Raw genomic sequence first — 26,227 nt, forward strand, 5'->3', positions numbered from 1 at the left:
GGTGATATTTTCCGAAGTTGTGGCGAAGTTCCAGCAAACCCGGAACCGCCTTCCCCACTAGCGCTTGAGCAAGTCCGGAAATGCCATCTGAACACGGCGGGATGAGCGCCCCTTGATCCGCTGCATGGCCTTCGACAACGCCAGATGTGGTGGTACCGTTATGAACATATAGGCATGGTCCCGTGCCAAAACGCATTCTACATTATCCACGCGGATGGATTGCAAGTAAGCGGTGCGCCGATCACACGTCTGCAGCGCAATCCCAGGACACCAGACTGCTGATGTCGGATTGCTTATGACCGTTTGCGATGGCGGTCAGGGTGCGAGTGATCCAAGCGACCATCTTCAAAGGCGTCCCAGTGTTGGCAATATAGCTCAGGGCTCTGCCGATGGGGGATTAGGCAGAGACGCAGGGACACTGTTTCTGAGGTTGAGTTGTAAGCCAAGCCCGCTCCGCCGGGGTGCAAATTACTTCTTCCAAATCAGGATCAAAGGGGTGTGTTGGGTTAGATATCGATACTGCGAACTACCTGATCATTAGCGACGACAGCTTTGCAGGTACCCTCATAATGAGTGATGGAGCCTACTAAGCCCGCAGGTCAGATTAAGCTGCGATCAGGGACCATCAGGACAGAGCTTTCATGGTGGCCGATCTCTGCCGTGGTTTGATGGGCCGCCGCACGACCTGCTTTATTTGGGACGGCACGATCTACAGCAGAGGCTTCTTTGGGAAATAACGCGCCTTCGGGCGCCTTGGGATCGGTGACACCGCTCCCAACATCGGGGTCGACCAAGCCACGTAATTCAGCGCGGATCAGATCAAGTTCTGTCACGCCTGCTTTTGACGTCGGGCGCGCATTTCCCGTCGGCGCGACATGGCGTCGCTGCGTTTTGCGGCCTTGTCGGATTGGACAGATCCTTCCGTCGTCGGGGTGGTTTCTGAAGTTGAACCGGTTCCAGCCGCGCCCTCTGTTTTTTCTTCGATCTTGGCAGCTAGTACACCCAACATTGGGAACCGGAAAATATCCGTGATGCTGAGACCCGGAACATTTAGCTCTTTCTTGATTTCCCGATGCGCCTGTACGGCCAGTAGTGAATGCCCGCCAAGGTCAAAGAAATTGTCGCGCGGGCCGATATCCTGAATGCCCAGAATCCGGGACCATATCGCGGCAACCTGTCGAACAGCCGTTCCACCCGATGCTGCTGCGGGTGCGGGGTCGGTGGTTTGCACCACCTGGGTCTGTGTGGTTGGAGCGGCCTTGCGGGGCCGAGGGGCTGGCAACGCCTTACGATCAATTTTCTTGTTGGGCGTCAGTGGAAAGCTGTCCAGCGTAACGAAATGTGCGGGGATCATGAATTCGGGCAGTTGTCCGGTCAGCGTATCCCGCAGCGCCCGTTCATTCAGGTCGCCATCCGCGATCAGATAGCCGACCAACTGGGTCAGGCCCGGAGTGTCTTCGCGGGCCATAACAACGGACTGGCGAATGCCTGATTGGGCATCCAGAACACTTTCGATCTCTCCCAATTCAATCCTGTATCCGCGCAGCTTGACCTGATGGTCCGCCCGCCCCAGGAAATCGAGTCGCCCATCCGGACGCCAGCGCGCCAGATCTCCTGTCCGGTACATCCGAGCACCGGGTTGGTTGTTGAATGGGTCAGGCACAAAACGCTCGGCCGTTAAGTCTTCACGCTGCCAGTACCCACGGGCAACGCCAGCCCCGCCAATGTAAAGCTCACCCGCGACACCAGTGGGTAGTGGGTTTTGATCTTCGTCCAGAACATAAACCTGAGTATTGGCAATCGGTCGACCGATGTTGACCGTACCCAACACCGGAGTTGCAGTTTCAGTCGTCGACCAGATGGTGGTTTCGGTCGGCCCATACATGTTCTCAACATGTGCCGAGGTGATCTCGGCCAATTCCGAAACCAGTGAGCCGGGTAGCGCCTCGCCCCCGATCATCATGTGCTTGAGGCGCGCCATCGCCTGACGGGCCTCGTCATTCATAACCAGCATCTGCGCCATGCTGGGGGTACACTGCATATGCGTAACCTTGTGGCGATGAATTTGCGCTGCGATCGAGAAATCATCCTCGGCCGGTTCTGTATCCTGATTGGACAGGCGCAGAACTTCGGCCAGAGGTTTAAGCCCCTCAAGCACCTGATCCACCGGGACGCCATAGTCGATCAGACAGGCAATCTCATCCACGCCAATGCGCTTGAGCTCTTCGACGCGCGCCAAGCAGTCTTCGACCGTGCCAAAAAGACCCGAGTCTTCGAAATACCGCAGGAAGGCGAAATCAAGAATGCCCTCAAGTTCTTCTTCTTCAAGCGAGCCCAGGTCCAGTTCGAACGCATTGCTGACGCCCTCGGGTTTCTTGAAGGCGGGGAAGGCCCAGGCATATTGTTTGATCAATCCTGCAGCGGAGCGCAGGTAATCCTTCATCGGTTCGCGCGCCACTTCGCGTACCTCTTCACGATCCGCTCCGACGAATGTATGCAACATCAGGGTGACTGTGTGGTCCTTCGGGTCATGGCCTGCTTCGCGCAATGCGCTGTGGTAGAGACCGATTTTGTCAGCGACTTCATCGACGCTTTGTCCCAGAAGGTGGGTCAGGACATTTGCGCCGATGGCGCCAGCCTCTTTCCAAGTTGCCGGGTTGCCTGCTGTGGTGACCCATACTGGAAGCGTCTTCGAAACCGGCCGGGGCTGAGTGACAACAGCGTGCATTTCTCCGGACTTCTTTGGAAACTCGACGGGCTCTCCCTTCCAGAGTTTGCGCAGGATATCGATGGATTGCAGCATGGCTGGCTTGTTGTCCGGCGGGGTGTTTTCTGGGCGCAGAACGAAATCATCAGGTTGCCAGCCAGAAGCGATCGCCAGCGCCGCACGTCCGTTGGTCAGATTGTCGATGATGGCCCATTCCTCGGCGATCCGGGCCGGATGGTGCAGGGGGGCGACACAGGAGCCCGCGCGGACCGATAGGTTCTCGGTGACGGCTGCGACGGCTGCGCCAGTGACTGATGGGTTCGGATAGGGACCGCCAAAGGCGTGGAAGTGACGCTCGGGCGTCCAGACAGCGCAAAATCCGTGCTTGTCGGCGAATTTTGCCCCCTCTAGCAGGGATTTGTATTTATCGCGCCCGACGCCGTCATCATTACCCCAGTAATAGAGGCTGAAGTCCATGCCACGTCCGGTGCTTCCGCGCGCAGGGGTACTGTCGCCCGCCACAAGGGCGCGGTTATCATCATCGCTCAGAACAACCTTGAAACCGCGGGCCAGTGTCCAGAACAACTCCAGCACGGAAATATCGAAGGACAAGCTGGTGACTGCCATCCAGACACCTGCCGGGTCATGTGAAATACGCCCATCCATGCCGGTGAAGAAGTTCGATACATTGCGGTGTTCGATCATCACGCCCTTGGGTCGTCCGGTCGAACCTGACGTATAGATCACATAGGCCAGATCATCTGCCGTCACGGTGCTGTCGGGGTTGCTGTCAGCCGCAGCAGACAGGCGCGAATCCGCATCGATTGACAGTAGCTGCGCCCCGGATTCCGGCAAGTTCCGGGCGAGATCGGTCTCGGTGATGACAACGGGTGCGGCGCTATCCTGAAGATACAGCGCAGTGCGATCCGCCGGGTAAGAAGGGTCCATCGGCACATAGGCACCGCCAGCTTTGAGAATACCCAGAGCTGCGATCACAAGCTGCGGCGAGCGTTTGACATGCAACCCGACCAAAGTGCCGGGACCAACCCCCATATCCTGCAGAACATGCGCAACCCGGTTGGCCGCACGGTTCAAGGCATCGTAGCTAAAGCTTTGATCTTCGAAAGCCAGCGCAGTGGCGTCGGGCGTCCGGGCGACTTGGGTTTCAAAGTGCTGGTGAATGCAGGTCGTGTGATCATAGTCCGTGTCGGTCGCATTCCATTCCGTCAGGATTTTCACCCGCTCGGCTTCAGACATCAGGGATAGATCGCGGATGGGTTTTCCAACCGTCTCTGGGGTATCCAACTGTGCCATGATGGCCTCAAGCCGGGCGGCGATCAGGGCCAGCGCCTCGGCGCTGATATGGCCACTGTCGGCACAGAGCTGAATCTGACCCTCTACAAGCGACAGGGTCAGGCTGGTGCCGGGGATCAGCTCTGCGTTTGTATCCGTCAAGCCAAGCTGCGGCATAGCAAAATGATCATCTCTGGACCGGGACAGACGCGCGGGCAGGTCAATGGAAAACCCGCCACGTGCCCGGGCCGCAGTGATGTCCTGTGTCAGCCCGGCTTGAAGCTCTACCATGGTATTACCCGATGACACGGTGACTGGCACCCAGTCGCTGATATAGTCTGAGGCCGTTTCGGGCAGAGATAGAGCCAGATTCAGAGTATCACCTCCCCCTTGGCGCAGGAAAAGCGCGGCCAGCGCAGTGGCGGCTTTCTCGAATGTGGCGCTTCCATTTACGATATGTGTAATCACCGCGGATGCGGGCGCATTCCGCTCAATCAGTGGCAGATCGGAATGTTTCAGTGTTTCCAATGGTTTCCGCCAGTGAATATCTGCTTTGGCAGTGGGGGTGAGTGTGGCGGTAAGCTCGGCCCGGTCCGCGGCACTGAACAAGGGGAGCACATTGCAATCCGGGGCGATGTCTGCCGCCGTGATCCCTTCGCCAAAACAGTCTCTAAACTGGCTTAATCTGATGGCGTCCTGTCCGGTGGCGATGGTCAAGCTTTCCGCATCGCGGGCCAGAATTGTACCCGGTGCGGCCGGTTCCGATGATTGAACCTCGGCCTGGCCAACCAGATAGATCTGTTCTCCGGTGTCCAGCTTGGGACAGGTCAGCGGGTTCCAGTAGTCTCCATGATCAAGGGCACGTACCAGTGTGGCAATCTGTGTGGCCGGGGCAGTGAAATCAATCTGTGCTCCGGCCCCGGGGCGCGCGTCACGGGCAAAATAACTGCGCTGGCTCAGGTCCTGAAAGTGTGGGTTGGGAACGCCCGCCTCAAGCGCTGCGATGACATCGGGAAAACTGTCCATCGCAGCGCCATAGCATTTGGTGTTGAGCGTCAATGCCGTGTCGTTTACGCCGATATCCACATGACGCTGGGTGATAATGTCGCCTTTATCCACTTCGCATGTGATCAAGTGCCAGCTGATGCCGTGCCGAACTTCTCCATTCAAAAGCGCCCAGACCGGCGCGTTCAGCCCGGCATAGCGAGGCAAGGGACCATCATGGAAATTGACCGCCCCTTTGCGGGCCTGATCCAGAAGCGTCTGCGGCAGAAGATCAAGATTGGCGATACTGAGCAGCCAGTCAAACTCGGTATCAGCGACCCGGTCAGCGAGGTCCGCACCCGGCGCGTGAACCGTCAGCGACTGGCCTTCAGCCCAATTCCGCACATCCGGATTTCGGGTTACAACACCTCGAATATTGTGACCGGCCTCAAGCAGCATTGTTCCGCATTGCACAAGTAAGGATTCATGGCCGATCAACAGGGTTGAAAAGGGCATATGTTACTCTCCAGGAATAGGATCAGGCCGATGTTCTCGCCTATTATTGGGCAGGCAAGCGTACAGGCCAGCCTTTAAATCGTGCCAAGCTAAAGTCGTTAGAAAGAAAGGCGGTACGTCGCGTTTCCTGCGGGTAATCAGACAACGTAGCCAATGCAGAAAACCGCCGCTCAGATGAGCAAGGGTCGCCCCAACCGCATAAAGAGCACCGTGGTTTTTAGTGAAATAGTATAGACGCGAGTCGAACCAATACGTTGGCACTCGGCTCCAGGACTTCATGCCGGTCGATACCGAACCGATATGCATGACGCGACTGTCTCGCAAATAGTATGTCTGATACCCGGCTTTTGCAGCGCGGCGGCATAAATCTGTTTCTTCGAAATACAGAAAGAAGGTCTCGTCAAACAAACCAATTTCATCAAGGAGGCTTTGACGCATCATCAGACTTGCCCCAGCTAGCCAATCGACTGGGCGACTGTGATCGGGGATTGGAATTGGAACAACACGATGCGCCAGAATCCGGCTAACCGGCCCAAAGCGGATTGCGCTTTCAAATTCACTGGCGATCGACGGAAAGCGGAAACTGGTCAGATGCGGATCATCATCTTCGCCGTGAATATAGCTGCCGGCAAAACCAGTTTGTGGGTTGGTATCGAGATGATCACGCAGGATACGGATGGCCTCTTTTTCGGGAAAAGCGTCAGAGTTCAGCACATAAATGTAATCAGGTGCATGCCCATTGCTGAGCTTGGCGCGAATACCAACGTTGTTGCCTGCTCCATAACCACCATTGTGCTCGGATTGCAGTACTCTGACCCTGTTGTTTTTATTCCAACCTTGCGAGGCGGCATGTGCACACATCCGCTCAAATGACCCGTCTTGTGAATTATTGTCGACAAGGATGATTTCGCCTTCGACACCTTCCATTGCCTTGAGGGCTGCTTCGGCTGAGCGCAGGCTCATCTCGGCAGTCTTATAATTCAGAATAATGGTAAGGACGGCAGAACCGGACATTGTTATTCAGCCGCCTCCTGCCGGAGTTGTCGAAGAGGGGTAGAGAGTGCGGATTTGTCTGCGGCTTCCAGACTGCGCCGCATCCGAGCCGCGAGTACTCGTACATTGGGCTCCAACACCATGGAGTCATGATCTCCGGGGACTTCATGTATCTCAAGTTTAGGAGCCCATTCGGTCCAGTCATTATCAGGGCTCAGGTAGTCGCGATCGTCATTGACCAGACGGTCTGGCGCGACCTGCCATTTACCAACAAGTGGCGGGCGGAACAGAGTCAGCGGCCCATCCCAAGGTTTGAGCGGGTAATTGGCGATACTTTCCAAAAACGCAGCTTCAATGGCGGTATCGTGGAAATTTTGACCTGCTGTCGTGGTATCGTCTTCAAGGCGACGCTGTCGTTTCTCGACCTCCCAGGCGATACGGTTTTTTAGCCAAGTTATCGGGTAAGATAACCCCTTCTTCTTCAGCTCAAGCCACTGGATCACCGCTCGATCCCGCGTACTCAACGCCCGGGGGACCGGCAAAGGTGTATCCAGCATGATCAACGCCAGAACTTCCTCACCTGCTTCCGTTAACTGGCGGGCAATCTCGTAAGCGGTAATACCACCGCCGGAAAACCCGCCCAACATATAGGGGCCATGTGGCTGAACCTGACGCATTTCGGCGATATAATCACATGCCGCTTCGCACAGATCACGGTGGGGCTCCTCGTCGCCGTAAAGGCCGCGAGCCTGCAGTCCATAGAAGGGTCGGTCGGATCCGATCAGATGGGCCAGATGGCGCAAGTTGAGCACATTGCCAAACATGCCCGCCACCAGGAAGAAGGGTGTCTTCGATCCACCTTCGCCCGAATGCATCGGCACCAGATGCGTAAAGCGACGTGTAGGTGCGACTGGTGCATTTGCTGGGGTCACTTCCGCAGTGCCCTCGGTGGGGACACCACGTGCGGCGATCAATTCGGCACATTTGCGAATAGTAGGCGCCTCGAACAGCACTGAAATAGGGAAGTCCACATTGTAGGTTTTCCGAATCTGCGCAAAAAGCCGGACGGCGATCAGGGAATGCCCTCCAAGGTCGAAGAAACTGTCCTCGACCCCGATCTGATCAACCCCCAGCAGCTCCTGCCAGAACCCGGCCAATCGACGTTCAATATCATTGTCCGGCGCCACATATTCCCCGTCGAGGTCTGGGCGCTGGAATTTCTGCTCGCTGTCACCGGTGGACGCGCCCGTCTCTGCGGCCTGTTCAATCAGTCCGTTCAGGTCCAATGATGAGAGAATGACCTGCGATTGGTTCAACCTTAGTGCGCGGAAGAAGAGGTCAGCGCCTTCTGTCGAGGAAATACCTTGCGACAAGTTATGACGCAGGCGCTCTTCGGCAGGCGACAGAGGTTGTGCAAGTTCCACATCACCCGTACTCGCGGTGTTTGGTGCTTCACTATGGGCAAAGTCGGCAACGGATTCTATTCGCCGAATGGTGAAGCCTTCGACTTCGACACAGACACTGCCATCAGGCAGGGCAATTATGACATCGAAACTGGCCGTTTCGCCGTCAGCCTGATTGTCACCAGCGCTGCGCACCCAGCTCACGATTTGTGGCCCAAGCGGGTGGTGCACTTTCACCGAGCGATACGAAACGGGCACCCACAGATGGGTAGGTTGATAGCCTTCGATCAACTCCATCGCCCATCCCGTCGCCAAATCCATCAAGCCGGGGTGCAGATCATAGCCTGCGGTCAGATCGTCAGTTAGGCTTCCACGCAGGCTGAGATGGGCGATCCCTTCCTCGGCTCCAAGTGCTGTTTGGGTCAGAACCTGCCAGCGTGGGCCGAACTTCAAATGTGCTTCTTGTGCAGCTGTCAGGCGCGCATTTTCTTCGGCTTTGTACTGCGGAGCGCATCGGGCGATGATAGCAGCAATATCAAGAGGTTCTGGGTTTTCCAGCGGCAAGAGCGACAGGCTGGCCTGCGCGTTCATCTCAAAGCTCGATCCCCCTTCAGGTGCACTCTGTATCACCAGATCATAGCCCATATCGCTGCGTGGCAGGCGCAGTTGCACTTGTTGCCCGGCATCATCGTCAACAGCCAGCGGACGCAGAAAATAAAGGTCGCGAATTTCGAACGGGCCGGCTTCGCCTTGGGCGCGCAGGGCTTCGGAGGCAAGCTCCAGATAGCCTGTGCCCGGCACCAGCGCCTGACCCGCCTTGGTACGGTGATCATCAAGGAACCAGCGCTCCGCCACTTCATACTCTGCGGTAAAAACCCGATTTCCGGACCGGTCAAAAGTGGCGTTGTCCAACATGGGTTGGTCAATCGGTTCAACCGGCGCTTCTTCGGGCCCGATACGCGTTTCCATGGCGTCCGCGGCCATGCCCACATCGGACCAGATGCCCCAGTTTACAGCCAACACCTGTGTTTGGTCTTCCGAGCGCGCGCGCGCATAGGCGTTGAGATACTCATTTGCGGCCACATAATCTATCTGCCCAATGGGCGCGGTTGCCGTCGAGGTCGAGGAAAACAAAACCAGCCAGTCAAGCGCCCCGTCAGGAAATACCTGATCAAGCACCTGTGTGCCGTGAATCTTGGGGGTAAAGATGTCTTCAATCTCCATCATGGACTTGGTCATAATGGGCGCGTCATCGATCAAGCCAGCGGCATGAATGACACCATGGATTTCTCCGAACTCTTGCGCGCTGCGCGCAATGATGCGCTGCATGTCTTCGACATTGCTGACGTCCCCAGCAATCGGCAGGACCTTCCCGCCAGCGGCTTCAAGTGTCTGGATGGCGCGGATGTTCCGGACGGTTCGGTCCTGCGGAGCATTCTGATGCAGTATTTGTTCCCAGCTGTCACGCGCAGGCAGAGGGCTACGGGCCATAAGAACGATGTTGGCTCCGGTTTTGCGGATCAGAGCTTCGGACAATGTGAGCCCAATACCTCCGAACCCACCGGTGATCAGATAAGTGCCCCCGTTGCGCAGAGGTAAATCTGCAATGTCAGGCTCAGGCAGAGGCTGCGACCGGTACCCCTGTACATAGCGTTTGCCGCCGCGAATGGCCGCCGTCAGCGTGGCAGGTTCTGCCAGCAGATCCTCAAGCACCTGACCCACCATGTCGCCGGGCAGCGCCGGGCGGCGGCGTTTGCCTTCGGCTTGAGGCAGATCGATATCGAGCAGGGCACATGTCAGGCCGGGAAACTCGCGCGGGATCACCCGCGTAGGACCTGTCAGCGTGGCTTTTTCCGGGTGCGGTAAATCTTCATCCCGAACCTGTAATGCGCCCGAGCTCAGCACATGCATGTGCAGCGGCATTGGTAGGTCTTCTTCGCCAATCGCCTGCGCCAGGAAAAAGAGACTGTAAAAGCCTTGCTCCAGATTGCGATGGAAGAAACTGCTGCCAGGGCGGAAACTTTCACGGTCTGTCAGGGACCAGCCATGCACGATACGTGTGGGCAGGCGGCTCTGATCCGACAAATCCCTGAGCAGCATGTCATAGCCTTCGCGCCCCCGCTCCGGGGCAAGACAGTAGTGATCTTCATGGATGCGCGCAAAACCGTCGCCAGGAACCACCGTGGTGACGGCATGGCCAGCACCACGCAGGCGCTCAGCCAATTGACGACACAGCCCCGCTTCATCTTCAAAGACAAGCCAGCTTTCTGGTGGCACATCTTCCAGGCCCTGCGCCACGTCGATATCGCAAGCAGCATAGGTAGGGGTCCAGCTGACACGATACCCCCAGCCAGCGGGATCATCGCTGCGCATCAACCATTGAGTTTCAGCATCTGACTGGGCTTTGCCCGGCTCAATGAAATAAGGCGCGCGTTGGAAGGCGTAGCTGGGCAACACGACGCGATTGCGGCGCGCCTCGCCCCAATACTGGCCCCAGTCAAAATCTCCGCCCAACGCCCAGACCCGACCCAGCATCGCCAGGAAATATGCGTCATCAGCGATGTCATCCTTTGGATGGCGCAAGCTGCCGATAACTTGGTTGGCGTCAACCTTGTCATGCTGACCCGTTAACGAGGCCAGCGCTTTGCCCGGACCAACCTCGATGAAAATCCGTTCGGGGTTTTCTGCCAGTGTGGTGATGCAATCTGCGAAATGAACAGTGTTTCTGAGATGCCCAACCCAGTATTCTGGATCAGTTGCTTCCTCGGTTGTGATCCAGGTGCCGCTCCGGTTCGACGGAAAAGGAATTTGCGGAGCGTTCAGGGTGATACTGCGCAGGTAGTCCCCGAAATCCTGCAGGATCGGCTCTAACATGCGGGAATGGGCGGCGATGTCGATCTGGATACGTTGACAGTCGATGTCCTGCGCCTGCAATCGGTCTGCAAGCGCGTCAAGCGCGGCCTGAGGCCCGGTTGCAATACTCAAACCCGGAGCGTTCACCGCGCCCAAATCCAGATCATCCCCCAGCAGCGGGCGCAACTCATCTGCAGGCAGCGGTACGCTCAGCATGCCACCTGCGGGCACAGTATCAAAAAGCTGGCCGCGCAGATGTACAAGGCCGATGCAGTCTTCAAAGGACATGACACCGGCCACACAAGCAGCGGTGTTTTCCCCCATGGAATGACCGACAAGCGCGGCTGGTTCCACACCCCAACTGATCCAGAGCTGCGCCAGCGCATATTCCGTGATCATGATCAGCGGTAATTGCACCGACGGCGTGGTCAGGCGCGCGTCGGCCTCGGCTTCCTGTCCGGGTTCCGGCAGCCACAATGAACGGATGTCATAATCGATCTTGGGCTGCAAAATCTCCAATCCGCGATCCATCCAATCGGCAAAAACAGGCTCTGTTTCATAGAGATCGCGCGCCATGCCGGCATATTGTGCGCCGCCCCCGGGGAACATGAAGACATGATCGGGATTGTCGGAGATGACGGAATGCGTAAAGACCCGGCGAGGGTCGCCGCCTTCCAGAAGCGCCGCGGCTTCCTCGTGGCTTTCAGCAGCAATCACACGGCGTTTTTCAAATCCCTGGCGGCCTTCTTTGAGGGTCCATGCAATATCAGCCAGATCTTCATCCTGATGCCGCCGCAAATGTGCGGCCAGTGCAGCTGAATTGCCCTCAAGCGCCTTTTTGCTGTGCGCAGAAATAGTTAACAACTGGAACGGCCAATCTGATGACTCAGATGCGGCCCGTGCGGGTGCTTCCTCCAGCACCACATGAGCATTGGTACCTCCAACACCCAGCGAGTTCACTCCGGCGCGTCGTGGCCCTTTGTGAGATGCCCATGGGGTCAACTGATCATTGACGCGAAACGGGCTGTCTTCGAAATCGATCGCCGGATTGGGTTTTTCATAGCCCAGGCTTGGTGGGATTTCCTGATGATACAGGGCCAAGGATGCCTTGATCAGGCTCGCCACACCGGCGGCTGTATCCAGATGGCCAATATTGGTTTTCACCGATCCAAGCTTGCAAAAACCCGTCTCATCGGTGGTGTCAGAAAAGGCCTGTGTCAGCGCAGCCACCTCGATCGGGTCACCAAGATATGTACCAGTGCCGTGGCATTCCACATAGTCGAGCGTATCTGCCGTAACATCGGCCATGACATGGGCTTCCGATATGGCGGCGGCCTGTCCTTCGACGGAAGGAGCCAGATACCCGGCCTTGTCAGCACCATCATTGTTGATCGCCGTGCCCCTGATCACACCCCAGATGTGATCGCCATCGGCAATTGCATCTGACAAGCGGCGAAGGATAACGGCCCCCGCCCCCGATCCAAAAACCGTCCCCTGCGCCCGATGATCAAAGGCATGGCAATGACCATCCGGCGACAGGACCTCACCTTCTTTGTAGATATAGCCGCGATTTTGCGGCAGCTCGATGGTGACACCCCCGGCAATCGCCATATCACACTCACCGGTCAACAGCGCTTGCGTAGCATAATGTGTTGCCACCAGTGAGGTTGAACAGGCCGTTTGCACATTCACGCTGGGCCCCTTGAGATCAAGAATATGGCTCAGCCGCGTCGAGAGGAAATCCTTGTCATTGCCGGTATGACGCAACAGGAACATGCCCACGTCGTCCACAAGGTCAGCATTCGAGCAAATGTTGAAATAAAAATAGCTGCCCATACCACAACCGGCGAAGACCCCAATCGGACCTGAAAAGCTCTCGGGTGTATGGCCGGCATTTTCCAGAGCTTCCCAAGACACCTCAAGGAATTGGCGATGCTGCGGATCCATGATGGCAGCTTCCTTGGGGGAGAGGCCAAAAAACTCGGCATCAAAACCCTCAAACCCCTCCAGAGGGGCGGCAAAAGGCACATAATCCGGTCGGTTAAGCAAATGCGGAGCTTCACCCGCTGCGCGTAGATCGTCTTCGCTAAGATGGCGGATGGATTCAATGCCGTCCCGCAGGTTGTGCCAATACTCTTCAACCGAGGCCGCCCCAGGTAAATGCGCGGCCATGCCAACAATGGCAATATCGTTTTCCCGAACGGAACTACTCACTTAAATACACCTATGACTGAACCGCATTGATCTTATGCAGTGCGAACAATGTTGCCAAACAAATCTGGCATTTTAAACACTATACAAATTTTGTGAGGATTTTTATCCCAACAGAATGAGACACATTTTTCATAAGCTAAAGGAACTCTCCAGAAAATGCCTTGGTTTGCGCGACCATAAGACGCGTGAAATCTGTTTAACTCAACGATAGACTGTCTGCAAAATGGATACAGAAAGTCGCTTTAGGGTAGTTTTGTTGCGTTATTGTCTGATGTCAGACGCAGGTTAGCAACTCTATTTCTCAAGCGGTCTGAGCGGACCATTTTTGTCTAGATTTGACGAGAACGTAACGGGCGCAACTCTTCTCTATCTCTTGGCAGATGCTGCAGAATCTTTTTCAGTCCTCCGTGGCGTTGAAGTCTTGATCGACCGTTATCTGGCCTAGACGGTATGTTACCGATAATATTCCTGATCGAGTAATAGAAGAAACATTACAACACGAAACGACCACACAGTGCTCTGGGCTACCGCCCTCCGGTCTCAGCATCCATCATCCAGATGGACCAAACGCCAGTCGTGCACTAACAATCAAATTGGACCACTAAAGTGGGGCTGATCAGGTCAAAACAGCTTCTTTGAAATCCAGACACTCAGCCAATATGCAAAGAAAGACTAAGTAACATGAGTACTAAGAAACTGCGAGTGCTGGTTATTGCTGAAGCCGCAAACCCTGAGTGGGTGAGTGTCCCCCTTGTTGGATGGTCGCTGTACAACGCACTACGAGAAGTTGCGGATGTTCACCTAGTGACGCAAATACGAAATCGCGAAGCAATAGCGCGGGTGGGGCTACAAGAAGGCACCGATTTCACCGCATTAGATTCCGAGGCACTAGCACGGCCCATGTGGAAAATCGCCAGTGTTTTGCGCATGGGAGAGGGAAAGGGGTGGACCACCGAGGCGGCGATTAGTGCCATCGCTTATCCCTATTTCGAAAAACTCGTCTGGAGAAAGTTCGGCAGCCGCATTCGGGAAGGATACTATGACATTGTCCATCGTATTACACCCCTTTCACCAACCGCCCCAAGCTCTTTGGCAAAACGATGTTTAAAGGCAGGCGTCCCATTTGTGCTAGGGCCACTGAACGGGGGTGTGCCTTGGCCTGACGGATTTGATGCAGAGCGAAGACGAGAACGTGAGTGGCTATCTTATGTGCGAGGAGCCTATAAACTCCTGCCCGGAAGAACTGCAACATTGGCTTCGGCAAGTGCTATTTTGACGGGATCAAGATACACTGAAAGCGAGATCCCAAAACAATTTCAAACAAAGTGCATTTATATTCCTGAAAACGCTGTCGATATGACGCGCTTTAACCAAGTCGCTTCTCATTCTGGCAATTTACCTTTGCGCGCATGCTTCATTGGGCGCCTCGTACCGTACAAAGGCCCTGACATGCTAATAGAGGCCGCTGCCCCATTTCTTGCTGACGGACGAATGACACTAGATATCATCGGTGATGGCCCGATGATGCCTGATTTGATAGCGACCACTCAAAACCTTGGAGTTACAGATTCAGTATTTTTTCATGGCTGGGTTGAACACAAGGATGTCCAAGAAACCGCGAGCAAATGCCAGTTATTAACTTTTCCAAGCATCCGCGAATTTGGCGGAGGTGTGGTATTGGAAGCAATGGCAATGGGGCTTGTGCCAGTTATAGTAGACTATGCTGGACCGGGCGAACTGGTAATTTCTGGCACGGGCTACAAGGTCCAGATAGGATCTCGCGACGAGATAATCGAGCGGTTTCGAGATGAGTTGGAGAGCATTTTAAGCAAATTGGATGAACTAGTGGAAGTATCAGACGTTATCAGAGAATACGTGAGAAACCACTTTACCTGGCAAGCCAAGGCACAACAGATAAGCGACGTGTACGATTGGGTTACCAAACGCTCAATCGAGAAACCCACCCCATTTCCCGTAAAATTACCCATTGTTTAGCAAAAGATGAAGAAACCTCACTTTTCTTCTTAAAGACTAATTCTCAAGTGTTGGACATCCTATCCAGTTATTCGGCTACTGGCAGAGAACCCTCTAAATGGTTAGGCAGGATCTTCCGAAAAGCACCTGTTTCATCTCCTTCCCAACTTTGGGTGACATAGTCGCGCGCGGCATAAAACGACACTCCAGCGTCGCAAAAAAGATCGTAGGTCGTACGGAATCTTTCGGTCTGGGAAATTTGATCAGAGGCCGCATCTAGATACCCGGAAAGCGGCACCCATTCGGACGGGCACGTGCTGTCGGATGGAAAAATCGGCAACACATCTGGCGGACTCTCCCAAAACACGTTGCTGTTGAACCCATGCTGATTGGGCACGTCTGATCGGTAACCATCATCGGGCGCATGGGCCATTTTCGTCCAGTTCAATCCGAGTAAATCCAGGACTTCGTGATCGTAGGTCATGCGAATGGCACCAGCGGCGAACACACCTATGGAAGGTGTGCCCGGAAGTTCGTTAAGCTTGTCTCCAAGCACACGTCCCGCATCCGCGATCGCAAATTCTATGATCATATTGCCTTTTGTTTGCACAAAACGGGCTCCAGCCACCAAGGCAGTCACGACGAATGGTACAATCAGCAAGGTTGAAATCTGCCACCGCGGCCGATCTGTGGGGACCCAGCTCGCCAACCCAGCCACAATGATGGGCAAAGCCAGCGGCAGAAAATACAGAAACTGCCGATGTGATCCGAAGTGGTCTCCGCCAAGTACGGTATAGACCATTACACCGCCTACGATCAGATAGACCGAAAGCCAGAAGGCCCCCCTTTGCGCCCAGCCCCCACGTGACAGCACCATCGCACCAGACAGACAGAAACTGACGAACAACAAGACATTCTGCGGTTCTTGTAAGTAAGACAACACATAGCGCGCGCCGAGTTCAGCTTGCGCCAGAAGATCAGTCGAGGTTTTGGCATAGAAGGTGTTGGGAACCGGATAACCAAAATAGCTCAGCCGCCACGCTGTGGCGGCGGCAAAACTCCCCGCGCCTGCCAATCCGATCACAAGCCCGGTCAACAGACCTGGCACAGCAAAAAGTAGCCAGCGCAATACGTAAAACCCCGCAAGCGCCATGGTCAGTGCGATCCCTTCAGGTCGCGTCACAGGCAACAGCGCGGCCAGCACCGCTACCCCCAAAACTAGATTACCGCGCGGCCCTGCCCTGTCGATCCGGCATAAGAGCCAAACCATCACTGCGATCACCATGACCCACAGCGTGACATCCATCAGCGACCAGATCATCCAGCCGAAAAACGCCGGGAAGGCCAGAAAGGCCGCCCCGGTCAGAAGCGCGGGGATCGGCCCACTTTCAGCTGTCAACTCCCGGGTGATCCGCATGGCGCTAAAGAGTGTAACCCAGGCAAACACGGCGCTAAGCGCTGCCAGGCCTATTTCAGGCGTGCTTGAGATCCAGAAGGCCACTGCGTTGATCAGAGTCCAGATAAGCGAGGTTGAGCCTTCGACCCGCTCGCCGCCGATATTGTAGACATAGCCATGCCCCGCCGCGAGGTTGCGACCATAAACCTGCGTGATGTTGGCATCGTCAATGCCAACCGTCGGCATCAGAACCCAATATGCCAGAGCGGCACCTAGCATGGTGATCAGAAGCGCCACCAGCGCCGTCAGTCCATGATCCGCACTTGAAGAATAGGCCATATGTCAATGCTCGAGCAAAAGTTCGATATCCTTTGAAATCTCTGCATCCGTCAGAATGCTCAAATCGGGATGGGTCGGGAAATTGATCAGCCGCTCGTAAATGGCACTGACCTGTGGCAGCGGTGCAAGCGGCGGGTACTGCCGGGCGATATCCACACCAAGCTTCAGATTGGCAAGACGTGCATGATCAATCGGACGTGGCAACAATACGGGTATGCTGTTGGTGACCGGGGCTCCATCCGTTGGCAAAAGCGATGCGGCGCCCGCATCCGTGAAGAGGGCGGCAATGCGGGTACGCTGTTCGAGATAACCGGGTTTCCACTTAGCGACGTTTGCAAGCCGCGCAATCAGAAACGCACATGAGATGTCAGAGATTTTGCCGTTGTTTAGCCAGTATTCTGGCGCCTCTGGTATCCGGTCGTAGTTGATCAGCAGGCGCAGAAACTGGGCCGCCGAAGCTGGCGATAGCACCATCCCCCCTTCACCCAATCCATAGGGTTTCGTGTGGTGCAGGCTGAAAACCTGCCACGGCCAAGGCGGAATGTTGCGCGCCATCCCTGCAGCGTTGTCTATGATGAGCTGCTTGCCAGTTTGCTTGGCAAAAGCGATGAACCGGTCAAAATCTCGTACCAGACCAAAAGGGTTGGTAACGATAATGCCATCATAGCTGTCGGCCTCCAGCGTCAGGATATCGTCGAGGTCCATGACGCCCTGTTCGTCGCAATCGACGAAAGACATGTCCGAGAAATATCCTCGCCCGAGGTTCTTGAAGCTGAAGGCAGACCCAACCCACCTCAGTTTCGGCACTCCTGTGTCAGCCGCCAAGGCTCGTGCAGCCATCTCCAGCGCGATCCCAGCATTGGCACAAGGCGTCAGCGTCAGTTCAGGACCCAGCGACATATGCGTGGAGTAATCGGCGACCAACTGGTCATAAAGAGGTCCAAAGTTGGCCCATTGGTTCATGGCCGAACAGGTTTCCAACAAGCTGGCGACCAAAGGTATGTCTGGATTCTTCGCCTCAACGAATTTCACAGCTAAGTGTGTCGTGGTGAATTTTCGGGCTTTTTTTTCAGCCTTTTCCATCCCAATTCCCTTGAGGGTATTGCTATAATTTAGCCGCTCTTCAATTGTACGTGCATCTCGAGGAATCTGCTTCAAAGCCTTTCCAATAAGCGTTTCAAACTATCCGGTTCAACTTGAAATCCGTTGTCGACCGGGTCTCCGACAAGGAAAGCGTAAGACAAGCCCATCCTGTCAGTAAACTCTTTATATACCATCGAAAAACGATCTGGTGGCTGTATGATCAAAAAGGCACCACCATCGGCAACGGAAAAAAGCGCGTGGGCGATATGGCTGCCTTCGACACCAGCAACGACACGAGCCCCCATAGACAGTCGGGTAATTTCCTCCCCATCCATTTGGTCAGGGTCGATGATCACGAAGCCCTCGGCCTTCAGTTCTTGGGCAATTTCAGCCTCATTAATCAATTCACGACGCTCGCCACCGCGCCCACGCAGGATATAAACGCCCCGTCGGTCCGGAAGAGGTCCATCAGCACACACAAACCGACGCGCCCGCGCCCGCAGCTCCTGATACCTCGCTGCCCGGAATGCATTTTGTCCGACATCTGAGTAAACGGTCAGATTCCTGACACGGCCACGCATAACCACAGGCGGTGCAGCCATACCGAAGACCTTACGATATCCCTCTTCGTGCCAGCGGGGTAACGCGCATAAGGTGATTGGATGATCATTCGGCCCGGGCAACAACTCCATGGGCAGGTTGTCCCACATGAAATGACCGAAATGCTCACTTCCGACCCTGCAGGTCACAAGTTGTGCACTGTCCAACTCCTGCCATTCTCTCTGGGGCTTCCCAAACAATCTGTCGTTGCCCGCCCCATAGCGCCCCCGCAATGCACCCTTATAAAGATACGCGCCTGAAACCAGTACATCTGACATCTCGTAAGACAAGGTCGGCCCGTGGTCCATTGGCGCGCCCTTGATCAAAACCTGTTCGATATCCCAGCTGCGCCAAGGAGCAATCCTTTGCACTTTTTCCAGGTCTACTTCCGAATACACCGCAGGCTGGCTTGAGGAGCGCTCACCTGGGGCCAGTTCGTGAACACGATCTGCCCTACTCAGAAAGTCGCCCCCGCGCCCCCGTGCCAAGCGCGCGGCCATCCAACGCATTTTGATAGTGTCGATCACCACAAAAGAATCCTCTCTGGTTGGGAAGCCGGCACTTTACAACTGTACAGACAAGGCTTGGCAAGGTCATCAAACATACAGCGATCAGGCAAGGCTCAGTCTTTGAAAAAGTGGATCGCGAGCGGATGACGTTTTAATCAAGGATTTGATCTTTTCACTCTATGAGGAAAGAGCACGCGTGGTCCGCGTCTGGTGATACCGAATTGCGTTTCATCATAAATTTCGGAGCTTATGCCGTTATTTTTGCCTTCTGGCCAGAAGGTTTTCGAAAACAGATTTCCCTCTCGCTAATTCATCCCTATTCAAAAACGGGGGAGAACAGATGTTGCAAACCCAGAGCTGTGGTTATGGTTACGTGGTTGTTGTCGTGATATGCGGCTCTTCCATCCTTCATCGCTGAACAAATGTCGCCCGTACAAAACTCCGGCCAGGTTTCCAGAAGTGTGACATTCGGGCGGCGCAGCACGGGTTCGAGCGCTCGATTAGTGTTGTACATTCGTTGTTTCAAATCTTTGCTTTGAACCAGTGTACGGGCCATAAGTTCGCTGTCATCCATGCCACGTAGCGCCGCATCGCGTGCCAAAAAATATGATAGATAGTTTGAAATTTCTGGCGGATGTTCCAATACGAACACCCTGTCAGATTTATTCTCCAGTTCATCAACGGTAAAATGAAGAGCCTTTGCAAAAAGTTGTGGCTGATCATCCCCAGAAAGCCCGCCAATTGATGGAAACAACTTGGTCGTTGTTCCTTCATCCAAGCCGACGCCCTTACCCTCAACATGATAGGCCCAGCGACTCACTAAAAGCACCGCCTTCAAATCCGGCAATTCTTCCAAGCCTTGCTGAAGAGACGTATTTGCGGTTTCGCATTTCCTGTCTTCTAATTCTGGCTGAAAGCTCTCGTCCTTTCCAATCCCGAACACAGGTGCGCAGCCAAGCTGCCAAACAACCAATGTAGGCACGCCAGCCGATCTTGCGGCAGCCTCTATACCAGCCGACAAAGCAACAAGGTGGCTGTCTCCCCAAATCAATACTTCAGGGTCACCTTCTGGACCGATGTGGCAAACTGTGCTGCCCGGAAAGGCGTAGCTCTCGGAAAGACGGCAGGTCGGTGTATCCCATCTGAAGTCCTGTGAAGCTTCAATGTGGGTACGTACATCGTGGGGGAAGCGTTCGACTATCCCATCCCCAAGATAGATCACCGCGCCACCGCCTAGGGTGATTATCGAGGCTCCGGCAGCGCCTCCCAAAAGCGCCTGAGGTTTCAGATTGCCAAAACGAACAGGTTTTTCAATGAACCGTAAGGACGCCCAAGCCAATATCACAGAGACGCCGATCAACATCACTCGTACCAGCAGGCTCAATTCCTCACCCGAATAGTATTGGGCCAGCACGATCACCGGCCAGTGCCAAAGGTAGAGGGAATAGGAAATCAACCCGATGAAGACGAGCACCGGATGGTTCAATGCCCAATTGACGGGATTGTCATGTTTACCGTTTCCGATGATCAGAACTGCGCCCAGAACCGGCGCAAGGGGCCAGATCCCCGGGAAACTCTCGTCCGACGGGATCAGCGTCACGGACCCAACAATCAGCAGTAAGCCGATCCAGCTGACAAGCGGATGTATGGACCATCGCCAGCCATAGCGATGCCCAAAGATCGCCAGACAAACACCAGCAAGAAGCTCCCAGGCCCGGAAGGGGAACAGATAGAAAGCCGCGGGCTGAGACAGGGAGGTGAAGCCAATACATGCCACCAATGACACCAGCCCAAGACTAATCAGGATAGCTGGCAGCCATTTTTGGGCACGTCGTAAAAGCAAAAGAAAAAGCGGCAATATGATGTAAAACTGCTCTTCGACCGCCAGTGACCACGTATGTAACAAAAGTTTCTCGTCCGCTGCGGTGTCGAAATATCCCGCAGACAGGTAGAAATAAACGTTGGACAAATAGACCGTAGAAGAGATCAACTCTTTGCCCAGCTCTTGAAACTCGAACGGCAGAAGGACAAACCAGCCGACCACAAGGCAACTGATCGCCATCGTGAAATAGGCTGGTGCCAGTCGCCGTATCCGGCGGAGAAAAAACTGGTCCCATCGGATTCCACCCGTCTGGGTGAGTTCCGACCAAAGCAACCCGCCAATCAGAAAACCGGAGATGACAAAGAAGATATCAACGCCAACAAACCCGCCACCCAGACCGGGGAGCGAAAAATGGAAAAACACAACCGGCAGGATCGCCAAGGCGCGCAAGCCATCGATTTCACGTCTGTAGTCAGATGATGAGACCGTCATCCTTTGTCCCTAGAAGTACTCAATAATCAAATTTACCGATACACCCAACCTTTCGACACAAGATAAACCCAAGCCGCGTTCGTCTGTTATCAGAGCTTTTCAGAACACGTCGGTGATTTCGTACAGTACGATCTGGTTCGGTTTCAGTTTAGGCGACGGCAAATCAGGGCTGCAAGCGTTGTTTTTAGGGTGTCTTTTTCTTGATCTCCTTCCATTTTTAAACTCTGCACAGTTCTGCCGTCGCAGACATCAGCGGGTGTTCGACTGGTGATGTTCTCACTGTGTCGATGAATTGCCTGCAGAAGTCCCTGAGACGACCATAACGAGCATTCGCAACACCGGATGCGCTTTGATATGCGGGCTGAAGTGATCAAATGTTCTCAACACAGAACAGTGTCTATTAGGCGCTTTGGATTTTGAACGACCGTCGCACAATTGCAGCAAGAGCGTCACGGGATCATTATTCTTGCTCCAGCGGCAAAAAAATGTCTCATCCTCTGCGGCCTTCAGCGTGGCCGCCGCTAAACATTTGGCCTAAAACCAAATCCGGCACTGGTTCTTTTGGGGTGTTTCGTAATACTAGCGGCGCAATTTGAGCGGTTATTTTGTATGCAGGCCAAAGATCTATACGACGACTATCTTGCACGAAGGCATTTCGGCTCGCTTGACGGGCTCAGGTGTCTTTGCATCGGCGCAGTACTGTGGCACCACAGCCCGCTCTTTGATCCGGGTCAGGAACCTTTACGCCTGTTGGATCGCGGCTTCCTTGGTGTGGACCTGTTCTTCGTGCTCAGTGGGTTCTTGATTACGACGCTTCTACTGCGCGAAGAGGCCCGTAAGGGGCAATTTTCTATTGCGGGCTTCTACTGGCGTCGGGCGCTGCGGATCCTGCCGGTCTATTTCCTGATCGTGACAGCCTTATCGATCTATTACATCGCGTTGAAAGGCGAGACCCAATATGTGCCGTTGGTCAAGTTCTACTATTTTTTTATGGCCAATTTCCTGACCGAAGAAATCCCGCTTCTAGCACCAACCTGGTCACTTTCGGTCGAGGAACAATACTACCTGCTCTGGCCGCTGGTCCTGCTTTTGACCCTGCATATGCGCCATATCCGCGGCTGGCTTTTGGCGGCGGCCATCGTATTTTGTGCCTATGCCCAACAATGGGGGATGTGGCCAGGCCCGCTGCGTACCGAGAACGCGGTCTGGGCACTACCGGGGGGAGCTTATGAGGCCATCTTGTTGGGCTCATTTCTGGCTGTATTGTTGAATAATCGTCGTGGCTACATGGTACTGTCACGCGGCCTTGGTGGTCGATGGAGCGCGCTGATCTGGCTCGGTGTCTTGATAGTTGCTCTGGAATTTCTACCCGTAAACCTGACAGGTTGGCCACAGCTTGTTGTGCATCTGATCATGGCGCTCCTGCTGGGGTCTTTGGTCGTGCGGGAGGACAACGCATTGTCCCCTGTTCTGTCACTACCACCCGTCGCGCGGGTAGGTGCGATCAGTTACGGCGTCTACCTGTATCATCTGATCGGGTTGGATTTCACAACCCGCGGCCTGGCATTTCTGGGCGTCTCCGCGGGTGATCCAAGCTGGTCGCTTCTGGTCACTCTGGCTTATATTCCGATCTCCATCGCAATCGCTGAAATAAGCTTCAGAACCTATGAAAACTACTTCCTGTCATTCAAGCGCCGAAAGCCATTCCTCGGCCTGCTACAGAAGCCCTGATTTCTGTAGAAAAAGGGCGGTAGAGGAATGCTCAACCGCCCTGAGGATCTGAGTGGCCGGTTCAGCCAATCATATAGACCAATTCGGCTTCGTTATAGATTTCCGTCGGCAGGGTATCGGAATGCGGATCATGACCATCTGTCAAGGCCGCCCAAAGGGCAGCGCCATGGTCGTCCATATCACCCTCTTCACCAACATAGGACATATTCACGGAGCCCGAGCCCTCTGTCACCGACAGGGTGATCGTATCATTGGTGTAATCGACCACCAGATCGGCGTCATGGTTGCCTGCCAAACCATTGAAATACACGTCGGAGAACTCCCCGATTATCTCATCGACGGACAACAGCTCATATGTGCCGACGGAAAGGCCAGAGAGGTCCAGATCAAGCGTACCCAGACCAAGGTTCGCGCCCGAAGCGACGTCCGGGTCGTCACCGAAGGCACCTGAGCGGAACTCCCCGATCCCGCCGATGTCGCCATCCTCGGCCGAGAAGGCCAACGTACCATCTTCGGCAAGGCGCAGCACGGCGGTGTCGCCTGTTTCTCCATCGAAACCGACCTTGGCATCGTTGCCTTCAACATGAAGGATCGCACCAGCCTCGACATCGTAATTGGCACCATCTGTGGCCAAAATCGCCTGACCATCCGTGACGGTGGTCTGGGCACTCCCGCTCATATCACCGGTATTGACGAAACGGCCGCCGTCGACATTGAGCACGAGTGTATCGTCGTCGCCATAGCCATTCATCCACAATTGGCCGACATTGGAGACCTGAATCGTGCCGCCATCTTCGCCGACCGTGGTGTCGCCAGTGACAGTCAGCTTGCCATTACCAACGGTCAGCGTACCGCCGTCGCCCAACTCGAGGTTCGCAATGACAGTTGTGCCACCGTAACTGACCCAATTGCCGCCCAGATCGACACTGTCGCCGGCAACGCTGCCAGGCAGGTCTTCGGTCGTCCAGTTGAGCCTGTTGTCCCAGCGGATACCATCCCCCAGATCGCTGGGCACGAACCGCACGGTTTCAGCGATGACGCGCTCCTCGACGGCCAAGCCAAAGCCGGTCTGGAAGAAGTCAATGATCAGGTCGGCGTCCACATAGTGATCAAGTTCGCCGTCGGCCTGAGCCCGCAGAAACGCCACCAGATCCGGAATATCTGCATTCGGATCGCCCAGAAGTTGCTGGGTGAAATTCTGAATCGTGGTCGCGTTAAGAATGTCCGTGTTGAGACCATCAATATTCTGGTCTGGTTGCTCTTCTCTTGAACCATCCCAGTTATATACGATGGTGTCGTCATAGAAAGGGTTCTGGGTGTGACCAACAGCATAGCCTGCCCATTCCTTATAAGCTATCTCTTCCGGATTGTCGGGGTTGGCCAAGTGCGCGATGATATTGTCTATCATCGTTGTATCCAGACCGTTGTTGTGTATCCCTATAGATGGCGCGCCAGTATGTTCTGCCACGTGATAGCCTGCCGAGGTCACGACGTTGTCTGCAAAAAGTGTATAATTGCCAATGTAGCCCGAACCGTTCCAATTGCCCCCGGCAAAGTTGCCTGCCGCGTTGCTGTTTGCGAGGACGTTGTCCTCGATGAAGCCGCCTGAGCGGATCATCATCGCATTGTTTGCCGCATTCATCACAATGTTGTCGCGGAATGTGACATCCAAGTTGTTGTAGTCAATGTAGACACCGTGACTGAACACACTCGGAGGTTGGCCACCAGAGGTCGACAAATTCGGGTCATAGTCTGGAGCAAACCCATTTTGATCAAACAGAGTATTCTGGATGAGCAGACCATCAGTATTGCTCATTAGAATTCCCGTCGCGCCCTCATAGCCAGTCCAAGACCCGCCCTCCAATGGTGACGTAAGATAAACATCTGTGACTGTTGAGTTATTCAGGGTAAATCCAACGGCACCGTCAACCAGCAGAGTATTGCTGTTGAAATCCACATTGTCGAACAACAGGTGAGATCCAGTTAGAGATTGGACCCCACCGGTCACCTCCAGATCGGAGAAGACAATATAGTCGCTTTGTTCGGCAATGATCGAGATGTTGTCATGAAGGGTTGGGCGGTCTCCGTCACCATAAGCGGTAATATGAATCGGATGCAGGGGGCTCTCACCTTGAGTGCCCCATTCGATGATGCTACCCAGCCCATCATACTCATATCCGCGCTCAAACAGGAGCCAGTGCGAGGACGGCTCGGAGCCGGAACCCGTGATCTGACGCCACAGCATCATCCCGGCCTGACTGTCCAGCGCCATACCTTCACTGCCGCCGTATTCAGGATTGTTGACAAGCCATTGCGCCGTAATCTGGTCAGCACGCAGCCCCTCAATGGCGGCGATATCCGAGATGCTCAGCGCATCATTGCTGCCCGAAACATAGACCTCACGGTGATTGTCACCATGCTCGACAACGACATTCCCGTTCTCATCCTGCTCGAGCATGTAGAAGTCACCTTTTCCCCAGCCATCGCCCTGCGTGGTCGGCTGCACGTTCACAGTGCTACCATGCACTTCGGTGGCACCGCCTGCATAAGTGACTTCATAGGTAAAGTTTATCTGACCCGAAAACTCCTGCTCGTGGCTCATCACCAGCGCCAGTGTATTGTCCGGGTTCACGGTCAGGTTCCCGTGATCCGGGCCTTCCAGAATAGAAATACTTTCAACGGATTCGCTATTTTCCACCTGTAGCGTTGTCACTCGACCGCCAGCCACGGAAAAGGCCGAATCCACGTCTACGGGTGGGATTCCGCCACCATCCGAGTTGTCATCCTGATCACCTGGTGTCGGATCAACAGGTGTCGGATCAACAGGATCATCCTCAACGGGATCTTCGTTCACCGGCGTCTCATCGACAGGCGTCTCGTCAACGGGTGTCTCATCGACAGGGGGCGGGGTTCCGTCGCCAGGGCTTGCCACATGATCCCCGGTCAGCAGGACGCGGTTACCACCAGTATCGGGGCCAGCCCACTCGAGCATCAGGGTCGCATCGCCATAGGCCTCGAAGTAGAGCGCCTCAAGGCTATGGGTGCCCGCCGACAGCTCGATCGTGGCGGTCTGTAGCTCAGTCGCATGCAGCCCGTCGTTGTCGATCAGGTCCTGACCATTGAGCCGCAGGCTGGAACCGTCATCCGATAGCAAATAGAACGTGTAACTTCCCGCCTGCTCAATATGCAAATCGGTCGTGGCACGCACGGCAAAGACGTCCTCACGGCCGCCCTCCCAGATCTGAGTGCTCCCATCGTAGTTCAGTGCATTGGTGAGCGTCGTTTCATCCGCTGCAGCAGAAAAATCAATCTGCGACA

General features: G+C 54.9%; 12 protein-coding genes and 1 pseudogene. 3 read left to right on the forward strand and 10 right to left on the reverse strand.

Annotated features, from left to right (window positions below; all coding sequences use genetic code 11):
* Nucleotides 1-57 precede the first annotated feature (57 nt).
* The 5 genes from ACR0DK_RS20085 to ACR0DK_RS20105 form a co-directional block, all read right to left on the reverse strand.
* Nucleotides 58-210, reverse strand: coding sequence for a transposase (locus tag ACR0DK_RS20085; protein ID WP_255612279.1), 153 nt, complete (start codon nucleotides 208-210; stop codon nucleotides 58-60).
* 389 nt (nucleotides 211-599) lie between these two features.
* On the reverse strand, nucleotides 600-833 hold the full coding sequence (locus ACR0DK_RS20090) for a hypothetical protein (RefSeq protein WP_170399617.1): 234 nt from the start codon (nucleotides 831-833) through the stop codon (nucleotides 600-602).
* The gene (locus ACR0DK_RS20095; RefSeq protein WP_170399620.1) at nucleotides 830-5,500 is read right to left on the reverse strand and encodes a MupA/Atu3671 family FMN-dependent luciferase-like monooxygenase; all 4,671 of its coding nucleotides are present in this window, start codon (nucleotides 5,498-5,500) and stop codon (nucleotides 830-832) included. Before ACR0DK_RS20095 ends, ACR0DK_RS20090 begins: the two co-directional genes overlap by 4 nt.
* A 3-nt stretch (nucleotides 5,501-5,503) precedes the next feature.
* Nucleotides 5,504-6,514 carry a glycosyltransferase family 2 protein gene (locus tag ACR0DK_RS20100; RefSeq protein WP_170399623.1) on the reverse strand — a complete coding sequence of 337 codons (1,011 nt, stop codon included), beginning with the start codon at nucleotides 6,512-6,514 and terminating at the stop codon, nucleotides 5,504-5,506.
* A 2-nt stretch (nucleotides 6,515-6,516) separates the two neighbouring features.
* The gene (locus ACR0DK_RS20105; protein ID WP_480737832.1) at nucleotides 6,517-12,963 is read right to left on the reverse strand and encodes a type I polyketide synthase; all 6,447 of its coding nucleotides are present in this window, start codon (nucleotides 12,961-12,963) and stop codon (nucleotides 6,517-6,519) included.
* A gap of 486 nt (nucleotides 12,964-13,449) precedes the next feature.
* Between ACR0DK_RS20105 and ACR0DK_RS20110 the strand changes: the two are divergent.
* Nucleotides 13,450-13,548: pseudogene (locus ACR0DK_RS20110) on the forward strand (integrase core domain-containing protein); the annotation flags it as partial.
* Nucleotides 13,549-13,644: 96 nt separating this feature from the next.
* Entirely contained in the window at nucleotides 13,645-14,958 is a 1,314-nt protein-coding gene (locus ACR0DK_RS20115) for a glycosyltransferase family 4 protein (RefSeq protein ID WP_480737835.1), read from the forward strand.
* 67 nt (nucleotides 14,959-15,025) lie between these two features.
* Here the strand turns inward: ACR0DK_RS20115 and ACR0DK_RS20120 are convergent, their stop codons facing one another.
* The 4 genes from ACR0DK_RS20120 to ACR0DK_RS20135 form a co-directional block, all read right to left on the reverse strand.
* A complete protein-coding gene (locus tag ACR0DK_RS20120; RefSeq protein WP_170819465.1) occupies nucleotides 15,026-16,672 on the reverse strand; it encodes a hypothetical protein in 1,647 nt (548 codons plus the stop codon).
* 3 nt (nucleotides 16,673-16,675) lie between these two features.
* A complete protein-coding gene (locus ACR0DK_RS20125) occupies nucleotides 16,676-17,755 on the reverse strand; it encodes a DegT/DnrJ/EryC1/StrS family aminotransferase (protein WP_480737839.1) in 1,080 nt (359 codons plus the stop codon).
* Between the two features lie 71 nt (nucleotides 17,756-17,826).
* Complete coding sequence (locus ACR0DK_RS20130) at nucleotides 17,827-18,882, reverse strand: glycosyltransferase 61 family protein (protein ID WP_223118735.1); 1,056 nt, start codon at nucleotides 18,880-18,882, stop codon at nucleotides 17,827-17,829.
* 298 nt (nucleotides 18,883-19,180) lie between these two features.
* Nucleotides 19,181-21,178, reverse strand: a complete 1,998-nt coding sequence (locus tag ACR0DK_RS20135; RefSeq protein WP_170399640.1) for an acyltransferase family protein — start codon at nucleotides 21,176-21,178, stop codon at nucleotides 19,181-19,183.
* A 609-nt stretch (nucleotides 21,179-21,787) separates the two neighbouring features.
* On the opposite strand from ACR0DK_RS20135, the gene ACR0DK_RS20140 reads away from it, so the two are divergent.
* Complete coding sequence (locus ACR0DK_RS20140; protein WP_170567819.1) at nucleotides 21,788-22,909, forward strand: acyltransferase family protein; 1,122 nt, start codon at nucleotides 21,788-21,790, stop codon at nucleotides 22,907-22,909.
* 61 nt (nucleotides 22,910-22,970) lie between these two features.
* Here ACR0DK_RS20140 and ACR0DK_RS20145 read toward each other — a convergent pair.
* A partial coding sequence (locus tag ACR0DK_RS20145) for a PA14 domain-containing protein (RefSeq protein WP_480737844.1) occupies nucleotides 22,971-26,227 on the reverse strand: 3,257 nt, incomplete at its 5' end.

The sequence above is a fragment of the Ruegeria sp. CE6 genome (assembly GCF_056537485.1).

Coding starts and splice junctions, on each gene's coding strand:
- ACR0DK_RS20125 (WP_480737839.1), bottom strand. CDS start 17,755: ATGGAAAAGGCTGAAAAAAAAGCCCGAAAATTCACCACGACACACTTA.
- ACR0DK_RS20120 (WP_170819465.1), bottom strand. CDS start 16,672: ATGGCCTATTCTTCAAGTGCGGATCATGGACTGACGGCGCTGGTGGCG.
- ACR0DK_RS20140 (WP_170567819.1), top strand. CDS start 21,788: ATGCAGGCCAAAGATCTATACGACGACTATCTTGCACGAAGGCATTTC.
- ACR0DK_RS20135 (WP_170399640.1), bottom strand. CDS start 21,178: ATGACGGTCTCATCATCTGACTACAGACGTGAAATCGATGGCTTGCGC.
- ACR0DK_RS20100 (WP_170399623.1), bottom strand. CDS start 6,514: ATGTCCGGTTCTGCCGTCCTTACCATTATTCTGAATTATAAGACTGCC.
- ACR0DK_RS20115 (WP_480737835.1), top strand. CDS start 13,645: ATGAGTACTAAGAAACTGCGAGTGCTGGTTATTGCTGAAGCCGCAAAC.
- ACR0DK_RS20095 (WP_170399620.1), bottom strand. CDS start 5,500: ATGCCCTTTTCAACCCTGTTGATCGGCCATGAATCCTTACTTGTGCAA.